Here is a 19,926-nt window from a genome sequence, read left to right on the forward strand (position 1 = left end):
CTCGTTCCTTACTTGCCGGCAGCAGCGGTGCGCTGCGCCTGGAGAGTCTTGATGCGCGCAATGTCCCGACGGACCTCACGCACGCGGCTCGGCTTCTCGAGCTGGTTCGTGGCCGCCTGGAAGCGGAGGTTGAACTGCTCGCGCTTCAGCTCGCCGAGGCTCTCGCCGAGCTGGTCGTCGGTCTTGCCGACGAAATCCGATTTGGTCTTGGTCTTGGTGCTCGCCTTGGCCATCTCACTCGCCTCCGAGATGCGAGGTGTCGCCGAGACGGGCGACGACCTTCACCTTGATCGGCAGCTTCATCGCTGCCCGCTCGAACGCCTCAGCGGCGATCTTGCCCTCGACCCCGTCGAGCTCGAACAGGATCCGGCCCGGCTTGACGCGCGCAGCCCAGAATTCCGGCGAGCCCTTGCCCTTGCCCATGCGGACTTCGGCAGGCTTCGACGAAACCGGAACGTCCGGGAACACGCGTATCCACAAACGGCCCTGACGGCGGATGTGGCGCGTGATCGCGCGGCGGGCCGCCTCGATCTGACGCGCGGTGATCCGCTCCGGCTCCATCGCCTTCAGCCCATACGAGCCGAAGTTGAGGCTGGTGCCGCCCTTCGCATCGCCGTGGATGCGGCCCTTGAAGGCCTTGCGGAACTTGGTCTTTTTCGGTTGCAGCATGATCCGTTCCTATCGGCGATCATCGCGCGCTGGGCGCACGCCGGAGGTCTGTGCCTCCATCATCAGCCGGTCCTGCGCCATCGGGTCATGGCCAAGGATTTCGCCCTTGAACACCCAGACCTTCACTCCGCACACGCCGTAGGCGGTGTGCGCGGTGGCTTCGGCATAGTCGAGGTTGGCGCGCAGCGTGTGCAGCGGCACCCGGCCCTCGCGGTAGCTTTCCGACCGCGCGATCTCGGCGCCGCCAAGGCGACCGCCACACGCGACGCGGATGCCGTCGGCACCGAGACGCATCGCGGACTGCACCGCACGCTTCATCGCGCGGCGGAAAGCGATACGACGCTCGAGCTGGTCGGCGATACCCTGTGCGACGAGCTTGGCGTCAACCTCGGGCTTGCGGATCTCGACGATGTTCAGCGACACGTCCGACGAGGTCATCCCGCCGATCGTCTTCCTGAGCTTCTCGATGTCGGTGCCCTTCTTGCCGATGATGACACCGGGGCGCGCGGCATAGATCGAGATGCGGCACAGCTTGGCCGGACGCTCGATAACGACCTTCGAGATCGCCGCCTGGGGCAGCGTCTTCAGGATATACTGGCGGATCTTCAGATCTTCCAGCAGCAGACGGCCATAGTCCGCGCCTTCGGCGAACCAGCGGCTGTCCCACGTGCGGTTGATCTGCAGACGCAGGCCGATGGGGTTGCTCTTGTGACCCATTATGCTTCTTCCTGCTCGCGCACGACGATGCGCAGACGGCTGAACGGCTTCAGGATGCGGGTGGACTTGCCACGGCCGCGGGTCGCGAAGCGCTTCATCGTGATCGACTTGCCGACCGACGCCTCGGCGACGACGAGCGCGTCGACGTCGAGGTTGTGGTTGTTCTCCGCATTGGCGATGGCAGACGCCAGCACCTTGCGCGCGTCGACTGCCATGCCCTTCGTGGAGAACTGAAGGATGTTCATCGCATCGCCGACCTTCTTGCCGCGGATGAGCCCGGCAACCAGGTTGAGCTTCTGCGCCGATCCACGGATCTGCGTGCCGACCGAGAGGGCTTCCTTCTCGCCGACCTTGCGGGGGGATGCTGGCTTAGACATCAGCGCTTGCCCTTCTTGTCCGCGGCATGGCCGGGGAAGTAGCGCGTCGGCGCGAACTCACCCAGCTTCATGCCGACCATGTCCTCGTTGACCGATACCGGCACGAACTTGCGGCCGTTGTAGACGTTGAACGTCAGGCCAACGAACTGCGGCAGGATCGTCGAGCGGCGCGACCAGGTCTTGATCGGCGCGCGGCCGCCCGAGTCCTGGGCGGTTTCTGCCTTCTTCAGCAGGCTCAGTTCGACGAACGGGCCTTTCCAGACGGAGCGAGCCATTACTTCTTCCTCGCGTGGCGGCTGCGGATGATCATCTTGTCCGTCGCCTTGTTGTGGCGGGTGCGCGCACCCTTGGTCGGTTTGCCCCAAGGGGTGACCGGATGACGGCCACCGGACGTGCGGCCTTCACCACCACCGTGCGGATGGTCGACCGGGTTCTTGGCGACGCCGCGGGTCAGCGGACGCTTGCCCATCCAGCGGCTGCGACCGGCCTTGCCGAGATTCTGGTTCTGGTTGTCGGGGTTCGACACCGCGCCAACCGTGCCCATGCAATCGCTGCGGATATAGCGCTGCTCGCCCGAGTTCAGGCGGACCATCACCATGCCCTTGTCGCGACCGACGACCTGCACATACGTGCCTGCCGACCGCGCGATTTGACCGCCCTTGCCCGGCTTCATCTCCACATTGTGGACGATCGTGCCGACCGGCATCTGACCGAGCTCCATGGCGTTGCCCGGCTTCACGTCGGTCTTCTTCGCCGCGATGATCTTGTCGCCGACCGCCAGACGCTGCGGCGCGATGATGTAGGCCAGCTCTTCGTCGGCATACTTCACCAGCGCGATGAACGCGGTGCGGTTGGGATCATATTCCAGCCGCTCGACCGTGCCCTCGACGTCCCACTTGCGACGCTTGAAGTCGACATAGCGGTATTTCTGCTTGTGACCGCCCGCGATCCCGCGCGAGGTCACATGGCCCTTGTTGTTGCGGCCGCCGGTCTTGTTCTTGCCCTCGACAAGCGCCTTGACGGGCTTGCCCTTCCAGAGCGACGACTTGTCGACCAGGATGAGACCACGGCGCGCCGGGCTCGTCGGATTGTAATGCTTGAGTGCCATTACGCCTTGGCCCCCTCGGTAACGTCGATCGACTGCCCGGCCTTGAGCGTGACGATCGCCTTCTTCATGTCGGACCGCTGATAGGGTGCACCCTTCCAGCGCTTCGTCTTGCCCTTCTGGACGATCGTGTTCACGTTCGTGACATTCACGTCGAAGATCGCCTCGACGGCGGCCTTGATCTCGGGCTTCGTGGCATCGCCGGCGACCTTGAACACGACCGCGTTGTTTTCGCTCAGGAGCGTCGACTTCTCGGTGATGTGCGGCGCGACGATGACGTCGTAGTGGCGGTTATCGACCGCCGCCTTCTGCTTCTTAGCCATTGAAGCGCGCCTCCAGCTTCTCGACGGCCGCGCGGGTCAGAACCAGCGTGTCGGCCTTGATGATGTCATAGACGTTCGCGCCCACTGCCGGCAGCATGTCGACGCCGACGAGGTTGCGGCCGGCGCGGAATGCCTCGCCTGCGTCGCCGTCGATGACCAGCGTGCGCTTGCCGGTGTTCAGCGTCGCAAAGTGACCCTTCAGATCCTTCGTCTTGGCGACGTCGAATGCATCGAGGATGACCAGCGAACCCGCCTTGGCATGGCTCGACAGCGCCATCTTCAGGCCAAGCGCGCGAATCTTCTTGTTCAGCGACGGGTTGAAGTCACGGACGCGGGCGCCGTGCGCCTTGCCGCCGCCGACGAACACCGGTGCACGGCGATCGCCGTGACGGGCGACACCGCCGCCCTTCTGGCGACCGAGCTTCTTGCCCGAACGCGCGACATCGGCGCGCTCACGAGTGCCGCGTGCGGTGGCGCGACGCTTTTCCAGCTGCCACGTCACGACGCGGTGCAGAATGTCGGCGCGCGGATCGAGGCCGAAGACCTCGTCGTTGAGCTCGACGTCCGCGGCCTTCGCCTTGGCATCGAAGGATTGAACCTTGACCTTCACGTTCAGCCCTCCTGGCCGTCGGTCGCAGCCGGGGCGTCCGCGCTTTCGGCGGGCGTATCGGCGGCAGTGTTGGTATTGGCAGCCTGCTTCAGGCCGGCGGGATACGGGGCGTCGGCATGGGCCTTGACCTTCACCGAGTCCTTCACGAACAGCCAGCCGCCCTTCGAGCCCGGGACCGAACCCTTGACAAAGATGAGGCCGCGCTCGGCGTCGGTGCCGACGATCTCGAGGTTCTGCTGGGTGCGGTTGCGGTCGCCCATGTGGCCGGCCATCTTCTTGTTCTTGAAGACGCGGCCCGGATCCTGACGGTTACCGGTCGAACCGTGCGAGCGGTGCGAGACCGACACGCCGTGCGTCGCGCGCAGACCACCGAAATTCCAGCGCTTCATCGCGCCGGCAAAGCCCTTGCCCTGGGTGCGGCCCTGGATATCGACCATCTGGCCAGCGACGAAATGATCGGCCGACAGCTCGGCGCCGACGTCGAGGAGATTGTCCTCGGTCACGCGAAACTCCGCAACGATCGCCTTCGGCTCCACTTCGGCCTTGCCGAAATGGCCGCGCTGCGGCTTCGCGACGTTCTTGGCTTTGGCAACGCCAGCGCCAAGCTGGACGGCGGTGTAGCCGTCGGTATTCATCTCGCGGCGGGAAACGACCTGCAGTGCCTCGATCTGCAGAACGGTGACCGGCACGTGCCGACCGTCGTCCTGAAACAGGCGGGTCATCCCCATCTTCTTCGCGATCACGCCGGTACGCATGATCCATACTCCTCACAGAGGCACATCGCGGTATTGCGAAGTGCGTGTCAGCCCGGATGTGCGAAGCGTGCCCCCGTCCCGGGCTGGCTGCCTCCGAAGGAAGCAAGACGGGAGACGCTGTCCCGCAAGCCCGAAGGCCGGCGGCGGTATCTCTGCTTGTCCGGCGCCCCACCATGGCGGGGTCCAAAACCGCTCCCGACCACCGGGAACGACAAACCCGCGGGACTCGACGTCAACCGCGGGATGCGGCCCATTAGGCCAGCTTGATCTCCACGTCAACGCCCGCTGCGAGGTCGAGCTTCATCAGCGCATCGACCGTCTGCGGGGTCGGCTGCACGATGTCGAGCATGCGCTTGTAGGTGCGCACCTCGAACTGCTCGCGGCTCTTCTTGTCGATGTGCGGGCCACGGTTGACCGTGAACTTCTCGATGCGCGTCGGCAACGGGATCGGACCGCGAATGAGCGCGCCGGTGCGGCGGGCGGTGTCGGCGATGTCGCCGGTCGCCTGATCGAGCACGCGATGGTCGAACGCCTTCAGGCGAATGCGGATATTGCTGTCCATGATCCCTACCGATGCGAAAGAGCGGGCCCCGTGACTCTCACGAATTCGGGGCTCTTGCTGTTCAAAACGAAAACCGAAGGGGCGCGCTTACAGACGCCCTCATAAAAAAGCAACCGCCCGAACCCCGTTTCCGGGGCCGGGCGGCCACTTTTCTTTTTCGAAGCTTACTTCGAGATCGCGCTGACGACGCCTGCACCGACGGTGCGGCCGCCTTCGCGGATCGTGAAGCGCTGGCCAACGTCCATCGCGATCGGCGCGATCAGCTTGATGCCGAGCGCGACGTTGTCGCCGGGCATGACCATCTCGGTGCCCTCGGGCAGCTCGACGGTGCCGGTCACGTCCGTGGTGCGGAAGTAGAACTGCGGACGGTAGTTCGCGAAGAACGGCGTGTGACGGCCGCCTTCATCCTTCGACAGGACGTAGACTTCCGACGAGAAGTCGGTGTGCGGCTTGATCGAGCCCGGCTTGCAGAGCACCTGGCCACGCTCGACTTCGTCGCGAGCGACGCCGCGGATCAGCGCGCCGACATTGTCGCCGGCCTGGCCCTGGTCGAGCAGCTTGCGGAACATCTCGACGCCGGTGACGGTCGTCTTGCGGACTTCCGGGTGAATGCCGACGATCTCGACTTCCTCACCGACCTTGACGATGCCGGTCTCGACGCGACCGGTGACGACGGTGCCGCGACCCGAGATCGAGAACACGTCCTCGATCGGCATCATGAACGGCTTGTCGAGCGGACGCTCCGGCTGCGGGATATACTCGTCGACCGCCTTCATCAGCTCGGTCACGGCATCCTTGCCGAACTTGTCGTTCGAACCCGACAGCGCGCAGGTCGCCGAGCCCTTGATGATCGGAATATCGTCGCCCGGGAAATCGTAGCTCGACAGGAGCTCGCGGATTTCCAGCTCGACCAGCTCGAGGATTTCCTCGTCGTCGACCAGGTCGACCTTGTTCATGAAGACGACCATCGCCGGCACGCCGACCTGGCGCGCGAGCAGGATGTGCTCGCGGGTCTGCGGCATCGGGCCGTCGGTGGCCGACACGACCAGGATCGCGCCGTCCATCTGCGCCGCGCCGGTGATCATGTTCTTCACATAGTCGGCGTGGCCCGGGCAATCGACGTGCGCATAGTGGCGGTTGGCGGTCTCATACTCGACGTGCGCGGTCGAGATGGTGATGCCGCGCTCGCGCTCTTCCGGCGCCTTGTCGATGTTGGCGAAATCCACGGCGGTGCCGCCGGTGGTCTCGGCCAGAACCTTCGTGATCGCTGCGGTCAGCGAGGTCTTGCCATGGTCGACGTGACCGATGGTGCCGATGTTGAGGTGCGGCTTGTTCCGCTCGAATTTTGCCTTGGCCATTGTTTCCTACTTTCTGATTCGCATTCGCTTTGCCGCCGTGGGGACCCGCGCGAACGCGGCCCCATAACGACTGTTTTCGAGTTATGCCAGCCCAGCGCGCCGAAGCACGTCAGGCAAGCTTGGCCTTCACTTCGTCCGCGACGTTCTGCGGCACTTCGTCATAGTGCGAGAACTGCATCGAATACTGCGCGCGGCCCTGCGTGAACGAGCGCAGCTGGTTGACGTAGCCGAACATGTTGGCCAGCGGCACCATCGCCTCGACGGTCTGCGCGTTGCCGCGGCTGTCGGTGCCCTGGATCTGCCCGCGACGGCTGTTCATGTCGCCGATGACGTCGCCCAGATAGTCTTCCGGGGTCACGACCTCGACCTTCATGATCGGCTCGAGCAGCTTGATGCCGGCCTTGGCGGCCGCTTCACGCATCGCGCCGCGCGCGCAGATTTCGAAGGCCAGCGCCGACGAGTCGACGTCGTGATACGCGCCGTCCGTCAGATGCACCTCGAAGTCGATGATCGGGAAGCCGATGAGGTGCCCGGTCTCGGCCGTCTCGCGGAAACCCTTCTCGACCGACGGGATATATTCGCGCGGGATGTTGCCGCCCTTGATCTCGTCGAAGAACTGGTAGCCCGAACCACGCTCGCCCGGAATCACCGTCACCTTCACGCGGCCGAACTGGCCCGAGCCGCCCGACTGCTTCTTGTGGGTGTAGTCGATATCGACCTTCTTGCCGAGATATTCGCGGTACGCCACCTGCGGCGCGCCGACATTCGCCTCGACCTTGAACTCGCGCTTCATGCGATCGACCAGGATCTCGAGGTGGAGCTCGCCCATCCCCTTGATGATGGTCTGGCCCGATTCGTGATCGGTCGAGACGCGGAACGAGGGGTCCTCGGCGGCCAGGCGGTTGAGCGCGATGCCCATCTTTTCCTGGTCGGCCTTCGTCTTCGGCTCCACCGACAGCTCGATGACGGGTTCCGGGAACTCCATCCGCTCGAGGATGATCGGGTTCGCCGTGTCGCACAGCGTGTCGCCGGTCGTCGTTTCCTTCAGACCCGCGATCGCGACGATGTCGCCGGCGCGCGCTTCCTCGATGTCCTCGCGGCTGTTCGCATGCATCAGCAGCATACGGCCGATCTTCTCCTTCTTGTCCTTCACCGAGTTCAGATACTGACCCTTGGTGAGGGTGCCCGAGTAGATGCGGGCGAAGGTGAGCGAGCCGACAAACGGATCGTTCATGATCTTGAACGCGAGCAGCGACATCGGCGCGCTGTCCGACGCCGGACGCGAATCCGGGGTCTCGCCGTCGAGCTTCACGCCCTGGACGTCGGGAATGTCGAGCGGGCTCGGCAGATAATCGACGACGGCGTCGAGAAGCGGCTGCACGCCCTTGTTCTTGAAGGCCGAGCCGCAGACGATCGGCACGAACGCCATGCCGAGCGTGCCCTTGCGGATCAGCTTCTTCAGGTCCGCCGTCGACGGCTCGTTGCCCTCGAGATACGCCTCCATCAGGTCGTCGTCCTGCTCGACGGCCATCTCGATCAGGTCGCTGCGATACTTCGCGGCCTTTTCCTTCAGGTCATCGGGGATGTCCTGATATTCGAACTTCGCGCCCAGGCTCTCCTCGAGCCAGATGATCGCGCGGTTCTCGACCAGATCGACCAGGCCCTTGAACCCGCCCTCGATGCCGATCGGCAGATACAGCACTGCGGGGCGCGCGCCCAGGCGCTCGATGATCGAATCGACGCAGAAGTAGAAATCGGCGCCGGTGCGGTCGAGCTTGTTGACGAAGCACATCCGCGGAACCTTGTACTTGTCCGCCTGGCGCCACACCGTCTCCGACTGCGGCTCCACGCCGGCAACGCCGTCGAAGCACGCGACCGCACCGTCGAGCACGCGCAGCGACCGCTCGACCTCGATCGTGAAGTCGACGTGGCCGGGCGTGTCGATGATGTTGATCAGGTGCTCTTCACCCTTGCCCTCTTCGGCGCGCCACTTGCAGGTGGTTGCCGCCGAGGTGATCGTGATCCCGCGCTCCTGCTCCTGCTCCATCCAGTCCATCGTCGCGGTGCCTTCATGCACTTCGCCGATCTTGTAGGACTTGCCGGTGTAATAGAGGATGCGCTCGGTCGTCGTCGTCTTGCCGGCGTCGATATGCGCCATGATGCCGATGTTGCGATAGCGCTCGAGCGGATGGCTGCGGGCCATGATCGTTGATCCTTACGAGTTGGATTTGACCTGGACGCAAAAGCGCTCAGGGAAAGAAAAGCTTTGCGATTGCCGCACCAGCCCCAATCAGGGCGGCGGTCGCAAGCATGGCCTGAAAAATCATTGCGCGGGGCATGAACTCCGTTTCCGCCGTGATTTTTCGCGTTTCCGCTTGCGACTTCACAACGTCCTCGACCAGCTTCGAGATGCGAACAATCTGCTCCTCGAGATCAAGCCTGCCTTGATCGTGCTGGGTTGCCATCGCTGCGCTCCTTGTCGCCTATATAATCGCTTACCAGCGATAATGCGAGAAGGCGCGGTTCGCTTCCGCCATGCGGTGCGTGTCTTCGCGCTTCTTCACCGCGTTGCCACGGTTGTTGGCGGCATCCATCAGCTCGCCCGACAGCCGCGCTGCCATCGTGTTCTCGCTGCGCGAACGCGCGGCCGAGATCAGCCAGCGAATGGCGAGCGCCTGGGCACGCTCGGGACGCACCTCGACGGGAACCTGATAGGTCGCACCGCCGACGCGGCGCGAACGGACCTCGATGCCCGGCTTGATGTTGTTCAGCGCGTCATGGAACACGCCGAGCGGATCGCGCTTCGCACGAGTCTCGACGGTTTCCATCGCACCGTAGACGATGTTCTCTGCAACGGCCTTCTTGCCGTCCAGCATCACCGAATTCATGAACTTCGAGAGGACTTCATCACCGTATTTGGGATCCGGCAGGATGATGCGCTTCTCTGGGCGACGACGACGTGCCATCAGTAATTCCTTCTAAACTTCAGCCTGTTCCGGAACCCGTCCGGGGCTTACTTTTTGATCTGGATCCCGGCCTGCGCCGGGATGATTTCACCCGCAAGCGGATGAAATCACTTCGGACGCTTGGCGCCGTATTTGGAGCGGGACTGGCGACGATCCTTGACACCCTGCGTGTCGAGAACGCCGCGCAGGACGTGGTAGCGCACGCCGGGAAGATCGCGCACACGACCGCCGCGGATCAGCACCACCGAGTGCTCCTGCAGGTTGTGGCCTTCGCCCGGAATGTAGCTGATGACTTCGCGCTGGTTGGTCAGGCGAACCTTTGCCACCTTGCGCAGCGCCGAGTTCGGCTTCTTCGGAGTCGTCGTATAGACGCGGGTGCAGACGCCGCGCTTCTGCGGGTTCTGCTCCATCGCAGGGACCTTCGACTTGGCCTTCTGCGGATCGCGGCCCTTGCGGACCAGCTGGTTAATCGTAGGCATTGAAGCCTTCACCTTTCATAGGGTTACTTTGCTGACGCCGTCACAACCGGAAATGCAAAAAGGGAGCCGTGGGGCGACCTTGCGGCATCCCGGGCCCTGAAGCACCAGCAATGTTCAAGCATGTCCGCGTCGGGCCGGAGCCGTGGTGGACGGGCGCGCCTATACGCAAGCCCCGCCCCGCGGTCAATGCCGGCGCATATGGCCTTTCCCGCGCGCCCGGGCTAGCGCGGGGACGATCGAGAGGGAGATGCGATGCCATGAGCTGGACCTTGCCGATGGACGGGGGATGCCGCTGCGGCGCGGTGCGATTCCGGATCGACGCCGCACCGATGATGTCGATGGCGTGCCACTGCACCGGCTGCCAGCGAATGAGCGGCAGCGCCTTCTCGCTGACCGTCATGGTCCCGACCGCCGGCTTCCGTCTGACCGAGGGCGAGACGGTCCGCGGTGGCCTCCGCGAAGGCGCCGCGCATCACCAGCACTGCGACGCCTGCAAGAGCTGGGTCTTCACGCGTGTCGAGCCCGACATGGGTTTCGTCAACGTCCGCGCGACGATGCTCGACGATACGGACTGGTTCGAACCGTTCGTCGAGAGCTGGACCGACGAGAAGCTGGCCTGGGTGACGACCCCCGCGCGCCACAGCTTCGCACAGTTCCCGCCGATGGAGGCCTATCAGCCGCTGATGGCGGAGTTCGCGGCGCTCCACGCGACCTGAACGTCATCTGGCACAAGTCACCCGTCACCTGTCATTCCGGCGAAGGCCGGGATCCATGTCTCTATCGCGTGGCACAACGGCCAGACATGGACCCCAGCCTTCGCTGGGGTGACGGAGTCAGTCAGCGCTCCAGCCGCTTGGATCAACCCAGCGCCCCCGGCCGCCCCAGCGCGTCCTCATACAGCGCCTTGTAGCGCGCGATCATCGTCGCCTCGTCATACTCCGCGCGCGCCTTCGTCTGATTGGCCGCGCCGACGCGCTTGCGCAGGTCCGCATCGCCCGCAAGCGCCTGAATCGCGTCGCGCAGGCGCACCTCACCCATATGCTCGGTGATGAACGGCGCGTTTTCGGGCGCGACCATCTTCGGCACGTCGCCGACCGGGAAGCTCGCGATCGGCAGCCCCGCCGCCATCGCCTCGACGACAGAGATCGGGAACTGCTCGGACTGGGACGATACCGCAAGCATGTCGAAGAGGCCGACAAAACGGTAGGGCCGCTCGAGAAACCCCGGCAGCACCAGCCGGTCGGCAATCCCCATCGCAGCCGCCGCCTGGCGGATCGTCTCGCGCTCCGGCCCCTCCCCCACGATCACCAGCCGCGTGCGCGCCGAAACGCCGCCGACCGCGCGGACCAATGTCGACAGGTCTTTCACCGCGCGCAGCCCCGCCACGGCGCCGATCACGATTTCCTTCGCGTTCGGCACGAAACCGGGGATCGCCTTTGGATCGCACGGCTTCGCATAGAGACCGGTCGCGATTCCGTTCGCGATGCGGTGAACGCGCCCGCGCGGCTGCTTCCAGGTGTTGAGCGCAATCCACTCTAGCGATTCGGAGGGCACCGCGAGCGCATGGGCGGCCCCCAGCGCGAGGCGGCGATACATGTTGCGCTGCGGCTTCAGCCCGCGGGCTTCGTCACTGTTGAAGCCGTCCTCGTGGTGGACGAGCGGCGGCGCGCCCTTCGCGAAGATGCGGCGCGCCATCACCGCATCCATCGCCCCCCAGTTATAGGTGAGCACGAGGTCGAAGCGGCGCATGTAGCGCGCCAGCGCCTCATAGCGCGCGACCGAGGGCTTGCCGGTAAGCGAGGGCGCGGACTGCGCGATCTCGTATCGGATGCCCTTCTCGATCCGCGCGCGGGCGCCGAGATTGTCGGGCATTGCCGAGACGATCGTGTGCCGCGCCGCATCCCCGAACGCGTTCATCAGCCGAACCGCGCGCGCCTCCTTCCCCCCGAGATCGAAGGTGGAGTGGAGGTGGAGGATGTTGACGGGCATCGCCGCTGCCTACGGCCTCTCCGCGCGAAATTGAAGCACCGGTATCCCCGCGAAAGCGGGGATCCAGACTCCCGTCAGCGATCGCTCCGCGAGCCTGGGCTCCCGCCTCCGCGGGAGCACACCTGCTCACTCGCCATCAGCCGAAGCGGTCTTTCGGCACATGTGTGATACGGCACACCAGATCGGCCTCGCCGCTCGCCACGACCCAGTGATCGCCCCCGTCCGCGATGCCCGTCGTGAAGACGACATTGTCGAGATACATCTGGTCTTTCAGCGGCTCGGTCAGCGCCGGGTTCGGCTCCAGCAATGGCGCGTGATCGCTGCGGACGACGCGCGACGGATCGTCGCGGTCGAGCAGCGACCAGTAGGTGCGATAGATGCCGACGATCCCTGATGGCTCGACGCCGTGCCACAAGGTCAGCCAGCCATCGTCGGTCAGCACCGGCGGCGCGCCGCCCCCCATCCGCGCGGTGGCGGCGGTCGCGGCGTGCGGCCGGATGCCGGGCGCGTCATGCGGTTTCCAGTGCAGCGCATCGGGCGAGCGCGCGAGGTTGATCGACGGGCCGGCCCGCCACTCGCTGCCCGGCGGATAGGCGAAATACAGGTCGCCGAGCGGGCGGGTCTGCGCCCAATATTCGTCCTCGATCAGGCCTTCGAAGATCAGCATGTCCTTGTTCTGATGATCGAGGACGATGCCTTCGAGGTGCCAGTCGAGCGCGTCGACCGAGGTATAGAGCGTCGTCGAATGGCGTTCCGGGCTGACCGAACAGGTCGTCATCAGATAACGGTCGCCGACCCTGCTGATCCGCGCGTCCTCGACGCCGTAGCATTGGTAGGACGCGCGCGGGGTGATCGCCTTGTCGTAATGCACCGCTTCAACGCGCCGGCCGTCGGCGTCAAGCTCGACCGGCAGCAGCCAGGAGAGCGAGGTTAGCGCCATGACCTTCCACCCGCCGCCGCGCATCATGAACTTGCGTGGATCGGCGGTGTCGACGAGCTGGAGCGGCCAGGGATCGAGATTATAGCCGTCATCCGCCCAGCGGATCGCGTGGACATTACCGCCTGCGATCGGTGTCCTGAGCGCCTCCGCCACGCGGATCATCAGCAGCAGATTGCCGTTCGGCAGCCGCGTCATGCCCGGGTTAAACGCGCCGAGGATGTAGGTCTCCGCGTCCAGCTTTCCGGCCAGCGGAGAGCGGGCGAGATCGATGTCGTTCGGGGTGAAGATCAGGTGGTCGAGAGGGAAGGTCAAAAACAGCTCCCTTGATGTGTTCCCGCGAAGGCGGGAACGCAGACTGGACCCCCGCCTTCGGGGCCCCCGCAAAGTAATACTTTGTGGGGTACCCGTTCGCGGGGGTACAAATTCGAGTTCACTCCTCGTCCTGCATCCGCGGCGAGATCGTCAGCTGCTGCACCACCGCGCGCCGCGGCTGGCTGAGGAGGTAATGCACCCCGACCGCGATATCCTCGGCGCGCAGCGATTCTTCCTTAGCGATCTTCTCGCGCTGCTTTTCGGGCGGATCGGTCTGCATGTCGGAACCGGTGAGGCCGGGTTCGACCAGCGCCACACGGATGCCCTGCTTGCCGAGTTCGCGGCGCAGCGCGATCGAAAAGCCCTGGATGCCGTATTTGATCCCCGCATACACCGTCGATCCGGGGCCGAGGACATAGGCGCTCATCGAACCGATCAGGACGATATCGCCCGCATCCTTCATGATCTTCGCGGCGTGCTGCGCGCTCAGCAGATAGGCGGTGAAGTTGCTGCCGATCGTATAGCGCAGCTCCGCCTCGCTCATGTCGGTCAGCCCCTCGGCCGATTTGGCGGCGTTGACCACCGCCACGTCCAGCCCGCCAAGATAGTCGGTCGCAGCCTCGAAGAAGCGGCCGACATTCTCCTCCTCGGCCAGATCGATCGCGCTTCCGTCGCCTTCCCCGACCTCGCGGATTCGCGCCAGAGCGTCGGCCAGATGCTGCGCGTCACGCCCGCAGATGAAGACCTTCGCGCCCTCACTCGCCAACAGGACCGCGATGGCGCGGCCGATGCCGGTCGTACCGCCGGTGATCGCGACGCGCTTGCCTTTCAGCGAGGTGATGGCGGTATGCGCGTCGGAAAGATCGGTCATGCAGGGCTCCCGGATGAATGTCCGGGAGAGGACGCGTCACGCCGCCGCGGGTTCCTTCACCGCCTGCTCCAGCAACCGGTCGATCGCCGCGTGCAGCACCGGTTCGTCGAGCGTCGGCGCGTGGCCGACACCGGCCACCACCGCGAGTTCGGCGCGCGCCAGCTCGCGCGCCATCCGCTCCGCCGTCGCTTGCGACAGCACGTCGGAGCGGCCACCGCGCACGATCAGCGTCGGAATCTGCTTCAGCGCATCCAGCGCGCGCCACATGTCCGGCCCCGCCTCGTTGCCCGGCACACGAAACGGCTCCGCGATCTTCATGTCGTAATCGAGCACGATGCGCCCCGCGCTGTTGAGCCGGTAGAGCCGCTTCGCCATCGCGAGCCAGTCCGCGATCTGCCAGTCGGGATAGACGTCGGCATTGCTCTCCGCGATCGCGCGCGCCGCGTGCATCCACGTGGGGAAGACGCTCGACTTGCCGACATAGCCGCGAATCCGCGACAGCCCCGCCGCCTCGATCTCCGGCCCGACATCGTTCAGCAGCGCCGCTGAGATCGTCTCGCGCCCGGTGCCCGCGAGCAGCATGGTCACGATGCCGCCGAGCGATGTGCCGAAGGCGATGTAGCGCGTGATGCCCTGATCGGCGAGCAGCGCCTCGACATCCTGCACATAGGTGAGCGGAACATAGGTCATCGGGTCCTTGGCATAGGCGCTCTCGCCCCGGCCCCGAAACTCGACGACGATGACCCGCCACTTCCCCGCGAGCCGACTCGCCACGTCGTGGTAGTCGCGCGCGTTGCGGGTCAGGCCGGGAAAGCAGACGATCGGCGGGCGCCCTTCTTCCCCGCCCGGATAGTCGCGGGCATGGAGCCGCAACCCGTCGTTCGACCACCAGTAGAGATTCTCATATTCGGCCATGCTTGCGTCCCGGTTCGCGCGCCCCCCATATCGCCGGATGCCCCTGCCCCCGCAAGACTATCGCCCCGAAGCCGCGCTGCTGGAATTGGGGGACACCTTCTACGACGCTGTCCGTCCCGCCGATTTTCCCGAAACGACGCTGCGCTTTCGCAACGATCGCGCGGCGGGCGACGTCGGACTCGGCACGCTGAGCGACGCCGAATGGATCCGGCATTTCGGTCGTTTCGATCCGCTGCCCGGCACGCTGCCGGCGCCGCTCGCGCTGCGCTATCACGGCCACCAGTTCCGCGTGTACAACCCCGATATCGGCGACGGCCGCGGGTTCAGCTTCGCGCAGTTGCGTGAGCGCGACGGCCGCCTGCTCGAACTCGGCACCAAGGGATCGGGCCGGACACCCTGGAGCCGCTTCGGCGACGGTCGTCTGACACTGAAGGGCGGCGTGCGCGAGGTGCTGGCGTCGGAAATGCTCGAGGCGCTGGGCGTGCCGACCTCGCGCAGCCTCTCGCTGATCGAAACCGGCGAAGCGCTGGAACGGGGCGACGAACCCAGCCCCACGCGCTCCGCCGTGCTCGTGCGGATGAGCCACGGCCATATCCGCATCGGCACCTTCCAGCGGCTCGCCTATGAGCGCGACGAAGACGGGATGCGGCGGCTCGTCGGCTATGTGCTGCGCAATCTCTACGGCGAGGACAGCGATGATCCGGTGCGGCTGCTCGATCTGGTGACGACGCGCGCGGCGACGCTCGCCGGGCGCTACATGGCCGCAGGCTTCGTCCACGGCGTGCTCAATTCCGACAACATCAACGTCACCGGCGAAAGTTTCGATTACGGCCCCTGGCGCTTCGTGCCGACCTGGGACCCGGCGTTCGTCGCCGCCTACTTTGACCACGCCGGTCTCTACGCCTTCGGCCGTCAGCCCGAAGCGATCCACTGGGACGTGATGCAGCTTGCCTCTTCGCTGCGGCTGATCGCCGAGTCCGATCCGATGATCGCGGTGCTCGACACCTTTGGCGACCGCTACCAGCGCGCGGTCTGCGACGCGATCCTGTGGCGGCTGGGCGTGACGCCCAAGGAGGACGCAGCCGACCGCGCGCTCGTCCAGGCGATCGAACGGGCGCTGCGCACCTCCGGCATCGGCGTCGACCGCTTTTTCTTCGACGCGTTTGGCGGCGCATTGCCCCAGGATGAGACATGGGCGGAAGCGCGCGCGGCGATCATCGGCTATGCACCGCGCAAGGCCCGCGATCATGCCTATTGGCGGGGCGAACCCTGCGCGATGCTGATCGACGAGGTGGAGGCGATCTGGTCCGCCATTGCAGAAGATGACGACTGGCGCCCCTTCCACGGGAAGGTCGCGGCAATCCGCGCGATGGGGGCCGCGCTGGCCTGACTATTCGACAAGTCGAAGAACATGGCTAAGAGATGCTACCCGCCCGAAACAACGCGAGCCGCATGACCGACATCGTCTCCTACGAGCCAGCCACCGGGGCCGAGCTGTGGCGCCATCCGATCAGCGATATCGATGCCGAACTGGCCGAGGCGCGCGACGGCTGGCCGGCGTGGGCCGCCAAGCCGCTGACCTTCCGGATCGAGGCGATGCGCCGCTTCGCCAACGTCGTGCGCCAGCGCGCCGACGCCTTTGCCGATCTCATCGCGCGCGAAACCGGCAAGCCGCTATGGGAGGCGAAGACCGAGGTCGACAGCGTCATCGCCAAGGTCGACATCTCGGTGAGCGCCAATACCGAGCGCACCGCACAGCGCCGGCTCGATTCGCCGATGGGCAGCCGGATGGCGCTGCGCCACAAGCCGCACGGCGTCCTCGCGGTGCTCGGCCCCTATAATTTCCCGGCGCACCTGCCCAACGGCCATATCGTCCCGGCCCTGCTGGCGGGTAACGCCGTCGTGTTCAAGCCGTCCGAAAAGACACCGGCGACCGGCGCGTTCCTGGTCGAATGTTTCCATGCGGCAGGCGTGCCGGAGGCGTGCGTCCGGCTGATCGTCGGCGGGCCGGACGAAGGTCGCGCGCTTGCGGCGCACGCCGATATCGACGGGCTGCTGTTCACCGGCTCCGCCCGCACCGGGATCGCGCTCAACCGTGCCTTTGCCGAGAAGCCCGAGAAAATCCTCGCGCTCGAAATGGGTGGCAACAACCCGATCCTGGTGTGGGACACGCCCGATCTTCACGCGGCCGCCGTGCTCATCGTCCAGTCCGCCTTCACCAGCGCGGGCCAGCGCTGCACCGCGGCGCGGCGGCTGATCGTCGACCAGACGCTCGCCGAGCCGCTGACCGCCGAGCTGCTGAAACTGATGAACCGGATCATCGTCGGCGCCCCGCATGACGATCCGCAACCGTTCATGGGGCCGGTGATCGACAACGAGTCCGCCGATCAGCTGACCGAAAGCTTCCTCGCGCTGCTGATGAAAGGCGGGCAGCCGATCAAGCATCTCGAGCGCCCCGTCGCCGACAAGCCGTTCCTGTCGCCGTCGCTGATCGACGTGACCAACGTGCGCGACCGCCCCGATGTCGAGCTGTTCGGCCCTGTGCTCCAGATGAGCCGGGTCGAGACGTTCGAGGCCGCGATCGCGGAGGCGAACGACACGCGCTACGGCCTGTCGGCGTCGCTCGTCACCCAGACGCCGCGTCTCTACGACCAGTTCTGGGCGAACATCCGCGCCGGCATCGTCAACTGGAACAAGCCTACCAACGGCGCGTCTTCGGCCGCGCCCTTCGGCGGCATCGGCTGGTCGGGCAACCACCGCCCGAGCGCCTATTACGCCGCCGATTACTGCGCCTATCCGGTCGTATCGAACGAAGCCGAAGCCGCCCGCGCGTCGATCGGCATCGGCTTGCGCGACGGGTGAGCGGAGCCACACGAGTCACCGTCACCCCAGCGAAGGCTGGGGTCCATGTCTTTGGCGGATGGCACATCGAACAGAGATAGACCCCAGCCTTCGCTGGGGTGACGAAAAGACAAAAAGGACTCCCATGCCCACCGGCCTTGTTGCGCTGCTTGACGACATTGCGGGCCTGACCCGCCTCGCCGCCGCCTCGCTCGACGATGTGGGGGCCGCCGCGACCAGGGCGGGGGTCAAGGCCGCGGGCGTCGTCGTCGATGATACCGCGGTCACCCCGCGCTACGTCGTCGGGCTCAGCCCGCAGCGCGAACTGCCGATCATCGGCAAGATCGCGCTGGGATCGCTGCGCAACAAGCTGCTGTTCCTGCTCCCCGCCGCGCTCCTGCTCAGCGCCTTCGCGCCCTGGGCGATCACCCCGCTGCTGATGCTCGGCGGCGCGTATCTGTGCTTCGAGGGCGCCGAGAAGGTCATCGAGGTGCTGACGGGACACGGCCATGACGATGTAGCGGACGGCGCGGCGACCCCAGAAGAACTGGAGGCGCGCCAGGTCTCGGGCGCGATCCGCACCGACTTCATCCTGTCGGCGGAGATCATGGCGATCGCGCTGTCGGAGGTGTCCGCCAACCCCATCCTGACCCAGGCGATCACGCTCGCCATCGTCGCGATCGCCATCACCGCGGGCGTCTACGGCGTCGTCGCGCTGATCGTAAAGGCCGACGATGTGGGTCTGCACCTCGCCAAGCAGGACTCGCCAACCGCCAGGGCGATCGGCCGCGGCCTGGTGAAGGGCGTGCCCGTCGTCATGCGCGCGCTCGCCGTGATCGGCACCGCCGCGATGATCTGGGTCGGCGGCGGCATCCTCGTCCACGGAATGGAGACGCTGGGTTTCGCAGGCCCCGCGCATGTGATCCATGATCTCGCGGAAGGCGCTGCGCACCCGGCAGGCGCCGCGGCGGGCGTCATCGCGTGGATCATCACCGCGATAGGATCGGGGATCGTCGGGCTGGTTGCCGGCGGCATTCTGGCGCTTCTAGTGCATCAGATCGCGAAGATGCGCGGCGCGCACTGACAAGTTTCGCTAGGCGCGCGCCAAGGATCGCTGCTTTGCGCGGCCGTGCCCGGCGTTCCATCTGGCGAGCATGGCGACACTCCTCGATCCAGCGGCGCGCGGGCGCGTCATCCTTGTCGGTGCAGGACCGGGCGACCCCGGCCTGCTGACCGTTCGCGCGGTGGAGGCGCTGAAATGCGCCGACGTCGTCGTCCATGACGGGCTGATCGACCCGCGCGTCCTCGATATCGCGCCCGCCGGTGCACAGCGCATCTCGGTCGCCAAGCAGCGCGCGCGCCACACCTTGCCGCAGGACGCGATCAACGCGCTCATCATCGCGCATGTGAAGACCGGCAGCGTCGTGGTGCGGCTGAAGGGCGGCGATCCGTTCATCTTTGGCCGCGGGGGCGAGGAGGTCGAGGCGGTGCGCGCCGCGGGCCTGCCGGTCGAGGTCGTTCCCGGCGTATCGGCCGCGCTCGGCTGCGCGGCGGAGGCGATGCTGCCCCTCACACACCGCGATCACAGCTCCGCGGTCAGCTTCGTTGCCGGCCAGTGCAAGGGTCTTTCGGAACAGGACTGGTCGGGCCTCGCGGGGCAAGGCCGCACGCTCGTCATCTACATGGGCGTCGCGACCGCGGCCGACATCGCCGACAAGCTGATGGCCGACGGTGTCGCCCCCGACATGCCGGTCGCGGTGCTGGAAAAGGGCACGCTCGCCGGCCACCGCGCCATCAAGACGCTGCTCGCCGATCTCGGCCCGATGGTGGAGCGCGAGAATGTGGAGAGCCCCGCGATCATCGTCGTCGGCGAGGTCGTCGAACTGTCCGACGCCGAGGACAAGCTCGCGCGATGGGCGCGAGTTGCGGAGGTTATGGACGCATGAAGCTTCTCACCGGCAACGATCTCGCAAGCGGCGACGTGATCTGGTGGACGGGAAGCGGCTGGTCGCGCCACGTCGAGGACGCCGCCGACACCGCCGATCAGGGCGAGGCGATCGCACGCGCCGAGGAAGGCGCCCGCCGCGTCAACGGCCCCTATGTGATCGATGCGACCGCAACCCCCGAAGGCCCCCGC

25 protein-coding genes are annotated in these 19,926 nt (G+C 65.9%); 6 read left to right on the forward strand and 19 right to left on the reverse strand.

Annotated features, from left to right (window positions below; all coding sequences use genetic code 11):
• Positions 1-8: 8 nt before the first annotated feature.
• The 15 genes from rpmC to rpsL all read right to left on the reverse strand — a co-directional run bounded on the left by rpmC (position 9) and on the right by rpsL (position 9,921).
• Positions 9-233 (reverse strand): 50S ribosomal protein L29, encoded by a 225-nt coding sequence (rpmC, locus tag BOS5A_RS12940; protein WP_151955492.1) that lies wholly within the window; start codon positions 231-233, stop codon positions 9-11.
• 1 nt (position 234) lies between these two features.
• Complete coding sequence (gene rplP, locus BOS5A_RS12945; protein ID WP_151955493.1) at positions 235-669, reverse strand: 50S ribosomal protein L16; 435 nt, start codon at positions 667-669, stop codon at positions 235-237.
• Between the two features lie 9 nt (positions 670-678).
• A complete protein-coding gene (gene rpsC / locus BOS5A_RS12950; protein ID WP_151955494.1) occupies positions 679-1,386 on the reverse strand; it encodes a 30S ribosomal protein S3 in 708 nt (235 codons plus the stop codon).
• A complete protein-coding gene (gene rplV / locus BOS5A_RS12955; protein ID WP_151955495.1) occupies positions 1,386-1,763 on the reverse strand; it encodes a 50S ribosomal protein L22 in 378 nt (125 codons plus the stop codon). Before rplV ends, rpsC begins: the two co-directional genes overlap by 1 nt.
• A complete protein-coding gene (rpsS, locus tag BOS5A_RS12960) occupies positions 1,763-2,038 on the reverse strand; it encodes a 30S ribosomal protein S19 (protein ID WP_151955496.1) in 276 nt (91 codons plus the stop codon). The genes rplV and rpsS overlap by 1 nt, the downstream gene beginning before the upstream one ends.
• Positions 2,038-2,871, reverse strand: coding sequence for a 50S ribosomal protein L2 (gene rplB / locus BOS5A_RS12965; protein WP_151955497.1), 834 nt, complete (start codon positions 2,869-2,871; stop codon positions 2,038-2,040). The genes rpsS and rplB overlap by 1 nt, the downstream gene beginning before the upstream one ends.
• Entirely contained in the window at positions 2,871-3,191 is a 321-nt protein-coding gene (locus BOS5A_RS12970; RefSeq protein WP_151955498.1) for a 50S ribosomal protein L23, read from the reverse strand. The genes rplB and BOS5A_RS12970 overlap by 1 nt, the downstream gene beginning before the upstream one ends.
• On the reverse strand, positions 3,184-3,801 hold the full coding sequence (gene rplD, locus BOS5A_RS12975) for a 50S ribosomal protein L4 (protein ID WP_151955499.1): 618 nt from the start codon (positions 3,799-3,801) through the stop codon (positions 3,184-3,186). The genes BOS5A_RS12970 and rplD overlap by 8 nt, the downstream gene beginning before the upstream one ends.
• Before the next feature lie 2 nt (positions 3,802-3,803).
• Entirely contained in the window at positions 3,804-4,556 is a 753-nt protein-coding gene (rplC, locus tag BOS5A_RS12980; protein WP_151955500.1) for a 50S ribosomal protein L3, read from the reverse strand.
• 253 nt (positions 4,557-4,809) lie between these two features.
• Complete coding sequence (rpsJ, locus tag BOS5A_RS12985) at positions 4,810-5,118, reverse strand: 30S ribosomal protein S10 (protein ID WP_007406109.1); 309 nt, start codon at positions 5,116-5,118, stop codon at positions 4,810-4,812.
• Between the two features lie 164 nt (positions 5,119-5,282).
• Entirely contained in the window at positions 5,283-6,476 is a 1,194-nt protein-coding gene (tuf, locus tag BOS5A_RS12990; RefSeq protein ID WP_151955501.1) for an elongation factor Tu, read from the reverse strand.
• A gap of 109 nt (positions 6,477-6,585) precedes the next feature.
• Positions 6,586-8,679 (reverse strand): elongation factor G, encoded by a 2,094-nt coding sequence (fusA, locus tag BOS5A_RS12995; RefSeq protein WP_151955502.1) that lies wholly within the window; start codon positions 8,677-8,679, stop codon positions 6,586-6,588.
• A gap of 46 nt (positions 8,680-8,725) precedes the next feature.
• A complete protein-coding gene (locus BOS5A_RS13000) occupies positions 8,726-8,941 on the reverse strand; it encodes a hypothetical protein (protein WP_151955503.1) in 216 nt (71 codons plus the stop codon).
• Between the two features lie 30 nt (positions 8,942-8,971).
• On the reverse strand, positions 8,972-9,442 hold the full coding sequence (gene rpsG, locus BOS5A_RS13005) for a 30S ribosomal protein S7 (protein WP_151955504.1): 471 nt from the start codon (positions 9,440-9,442) through the stop codon (positions 8,972-8,974).
• Positions 9,443-9,549: 107 nt separating this feature from the next.
• Positions 9,550-9,921, reverse strand: coding sequence for a 30S ribosomal protein S12 (gene rpsL / locus BOS5A_RS13010; RefSeq protein WP_019516007.1), 372 nt, complete (start codon positions 9,919-9,921; stop codon positions 9,550-9,552).
• Between the two features lie 257 nt (positions 9,922-10,178).
• Here rpsL and BOS5A_RS13015 point away from each other — a divergent pair, with 257 nt between their 5' ends.
• The gene (locus tag BOS5A_RS13015; protein ID WP_151955505.1) at positions 10,179-10,637 is read left to right on the forward strand and encodes a GFA family protein; all 459 of its coding nucleotides are present in this window, start codon (positions 10,179-10,181) and stop codon (positions 10,635-10,637) included.
• Positions 10,638-10,779: 142 nt separating this feature from the next.
• On the opposite strand, the gene BOS5A_RS13020 is transcribed toward BOS5A_RS13015, so the two are convergent.
• From BOS5A_RS13020 to BOS5A_RS13035, 4 genes are all read right to left on the reverse strand, one after another.
• On the reverse strand, positions 10,780-11,910 hold the full coding sequence (locus tag BOS5A_RS13020; RefSeq protein WP_151955506.1) for a glycosyltransferase: 1,131 nt from the start codon (positions 11,908-11,910) through the stop codon (positions 10,780-10,782).
• A gap of 136 nt (positions 11,911-12,046) precedes the next feature.
• Positions 12,047-13,162, reverse strand: coding sequence for a glycosidase (locus tag BOS5A_RS13025; RefSeq protein ID WP_151955507.1), 1,116 nt, complete (start codon positions 13,160-13,162; stop codon positions 12,047-12,049).
• A 118-nt stretch (positions 13,163-13,280) separates the two neighbouring features.
• Positions 13,281-14,033 carry an SDR family oxidoreductase gene (locus BOS5A_RS13030; protein ID WP_151955508.1) on the reverse strand — a complete coding sequence of 251 codons (753 nt, stop codon included), beginning with the start codon at positions 14,031-14,033 and terminating at the stop codon, positions 13,281-13,283.
• 36 nt (positions 14,034-14,069) lie between these two features.
• Positions 14,070-14,948, reverse strand: a complete 879-nt coding sequence (locus BOS5A_RS13035; RefSeq protein ID WP_151955509.1) for an alpha/beta fold hydrolase — start codon at positions 14,946-14,948, stop codon at positions 14,070-14,072.
• A 37-nt stretch (positions 14,949-14,985) separates the two neighbouring features.
• Here BOS5A_RS13035 and BOS5A_RS13040 point away from each other — a divergent pair, with 37 nt between their 5' ends.
• From BOS5A_RS13040 to BOS5A_RS13060, 5 genes are all read left to right on the forward strand, one after another.
• Positions 14,986-16,338: a protein adenylyltransferase SelO family protein gene (locus BOS5A_RS13040; protein ID WP_151955510.1), complete on the forward strand. Its 1,353-nt coding sequence runs from the start codon at positions 14,986-14,988 to the stop codon at positions 16,336-16,338.
• 62 nt (positions 16,339-16,400) lie between these two features.
• Positions 16,401-17,810: a succinylglutamate-semialdehyde dehydrogenase gene (gene astD / locus BOS5A_RS13045; RefSeq protein WP_151955511.1), complete on the forward strand. Its 1,410-nt coding sequence runs from the start codon at positions 16,401-16,403 to the stop codon at positions 17,808-17,810.
• Between the two features lie 124 nt (positions 17,811-17,934).
• Complete coding sequence (locus BOS5A_RS13050; RefSeq protein ID WP_151955512.1) at positions 17,935-18,873, forward strand: DUF808 domain-containing protein; 939 nt, start codon at positions 17,935-17,937, stop codon at positions 18,871-18,873.
• Between the two features lie 70 nt (positions 18,874-18,943).
• Entirely contained in the window at positions 18,944-19,735 is a 792-nt protein-coding gene (gene cobA, locus BOS5A_RS13055; RefSeq protein ID WP_151955513.1) for a uroporphyrinogen-III C-methyltransferase, read from the forward strand.
• On the forward strand, positions 19,732-19,926 hold a 195-nt coding region (locus BOS5A_RS13060; RefSeq protein ID WP_151956001.1), incomplete at its 3' end, for a DUF2849 domain-containing protein. The genes cobA and BOS5A_RS13060, both read left to right, overlap by 4 nt.

The sequence above is a fragment of the Sphingomonas sp. EC-HK361 genome, assembly GCF_902498785.1.
GTDB lineage: Bacteria > Pseudomonadota > Alphaproteobacteria > Sphingomonadales > Sphingomonadaceae > Sphingomonas.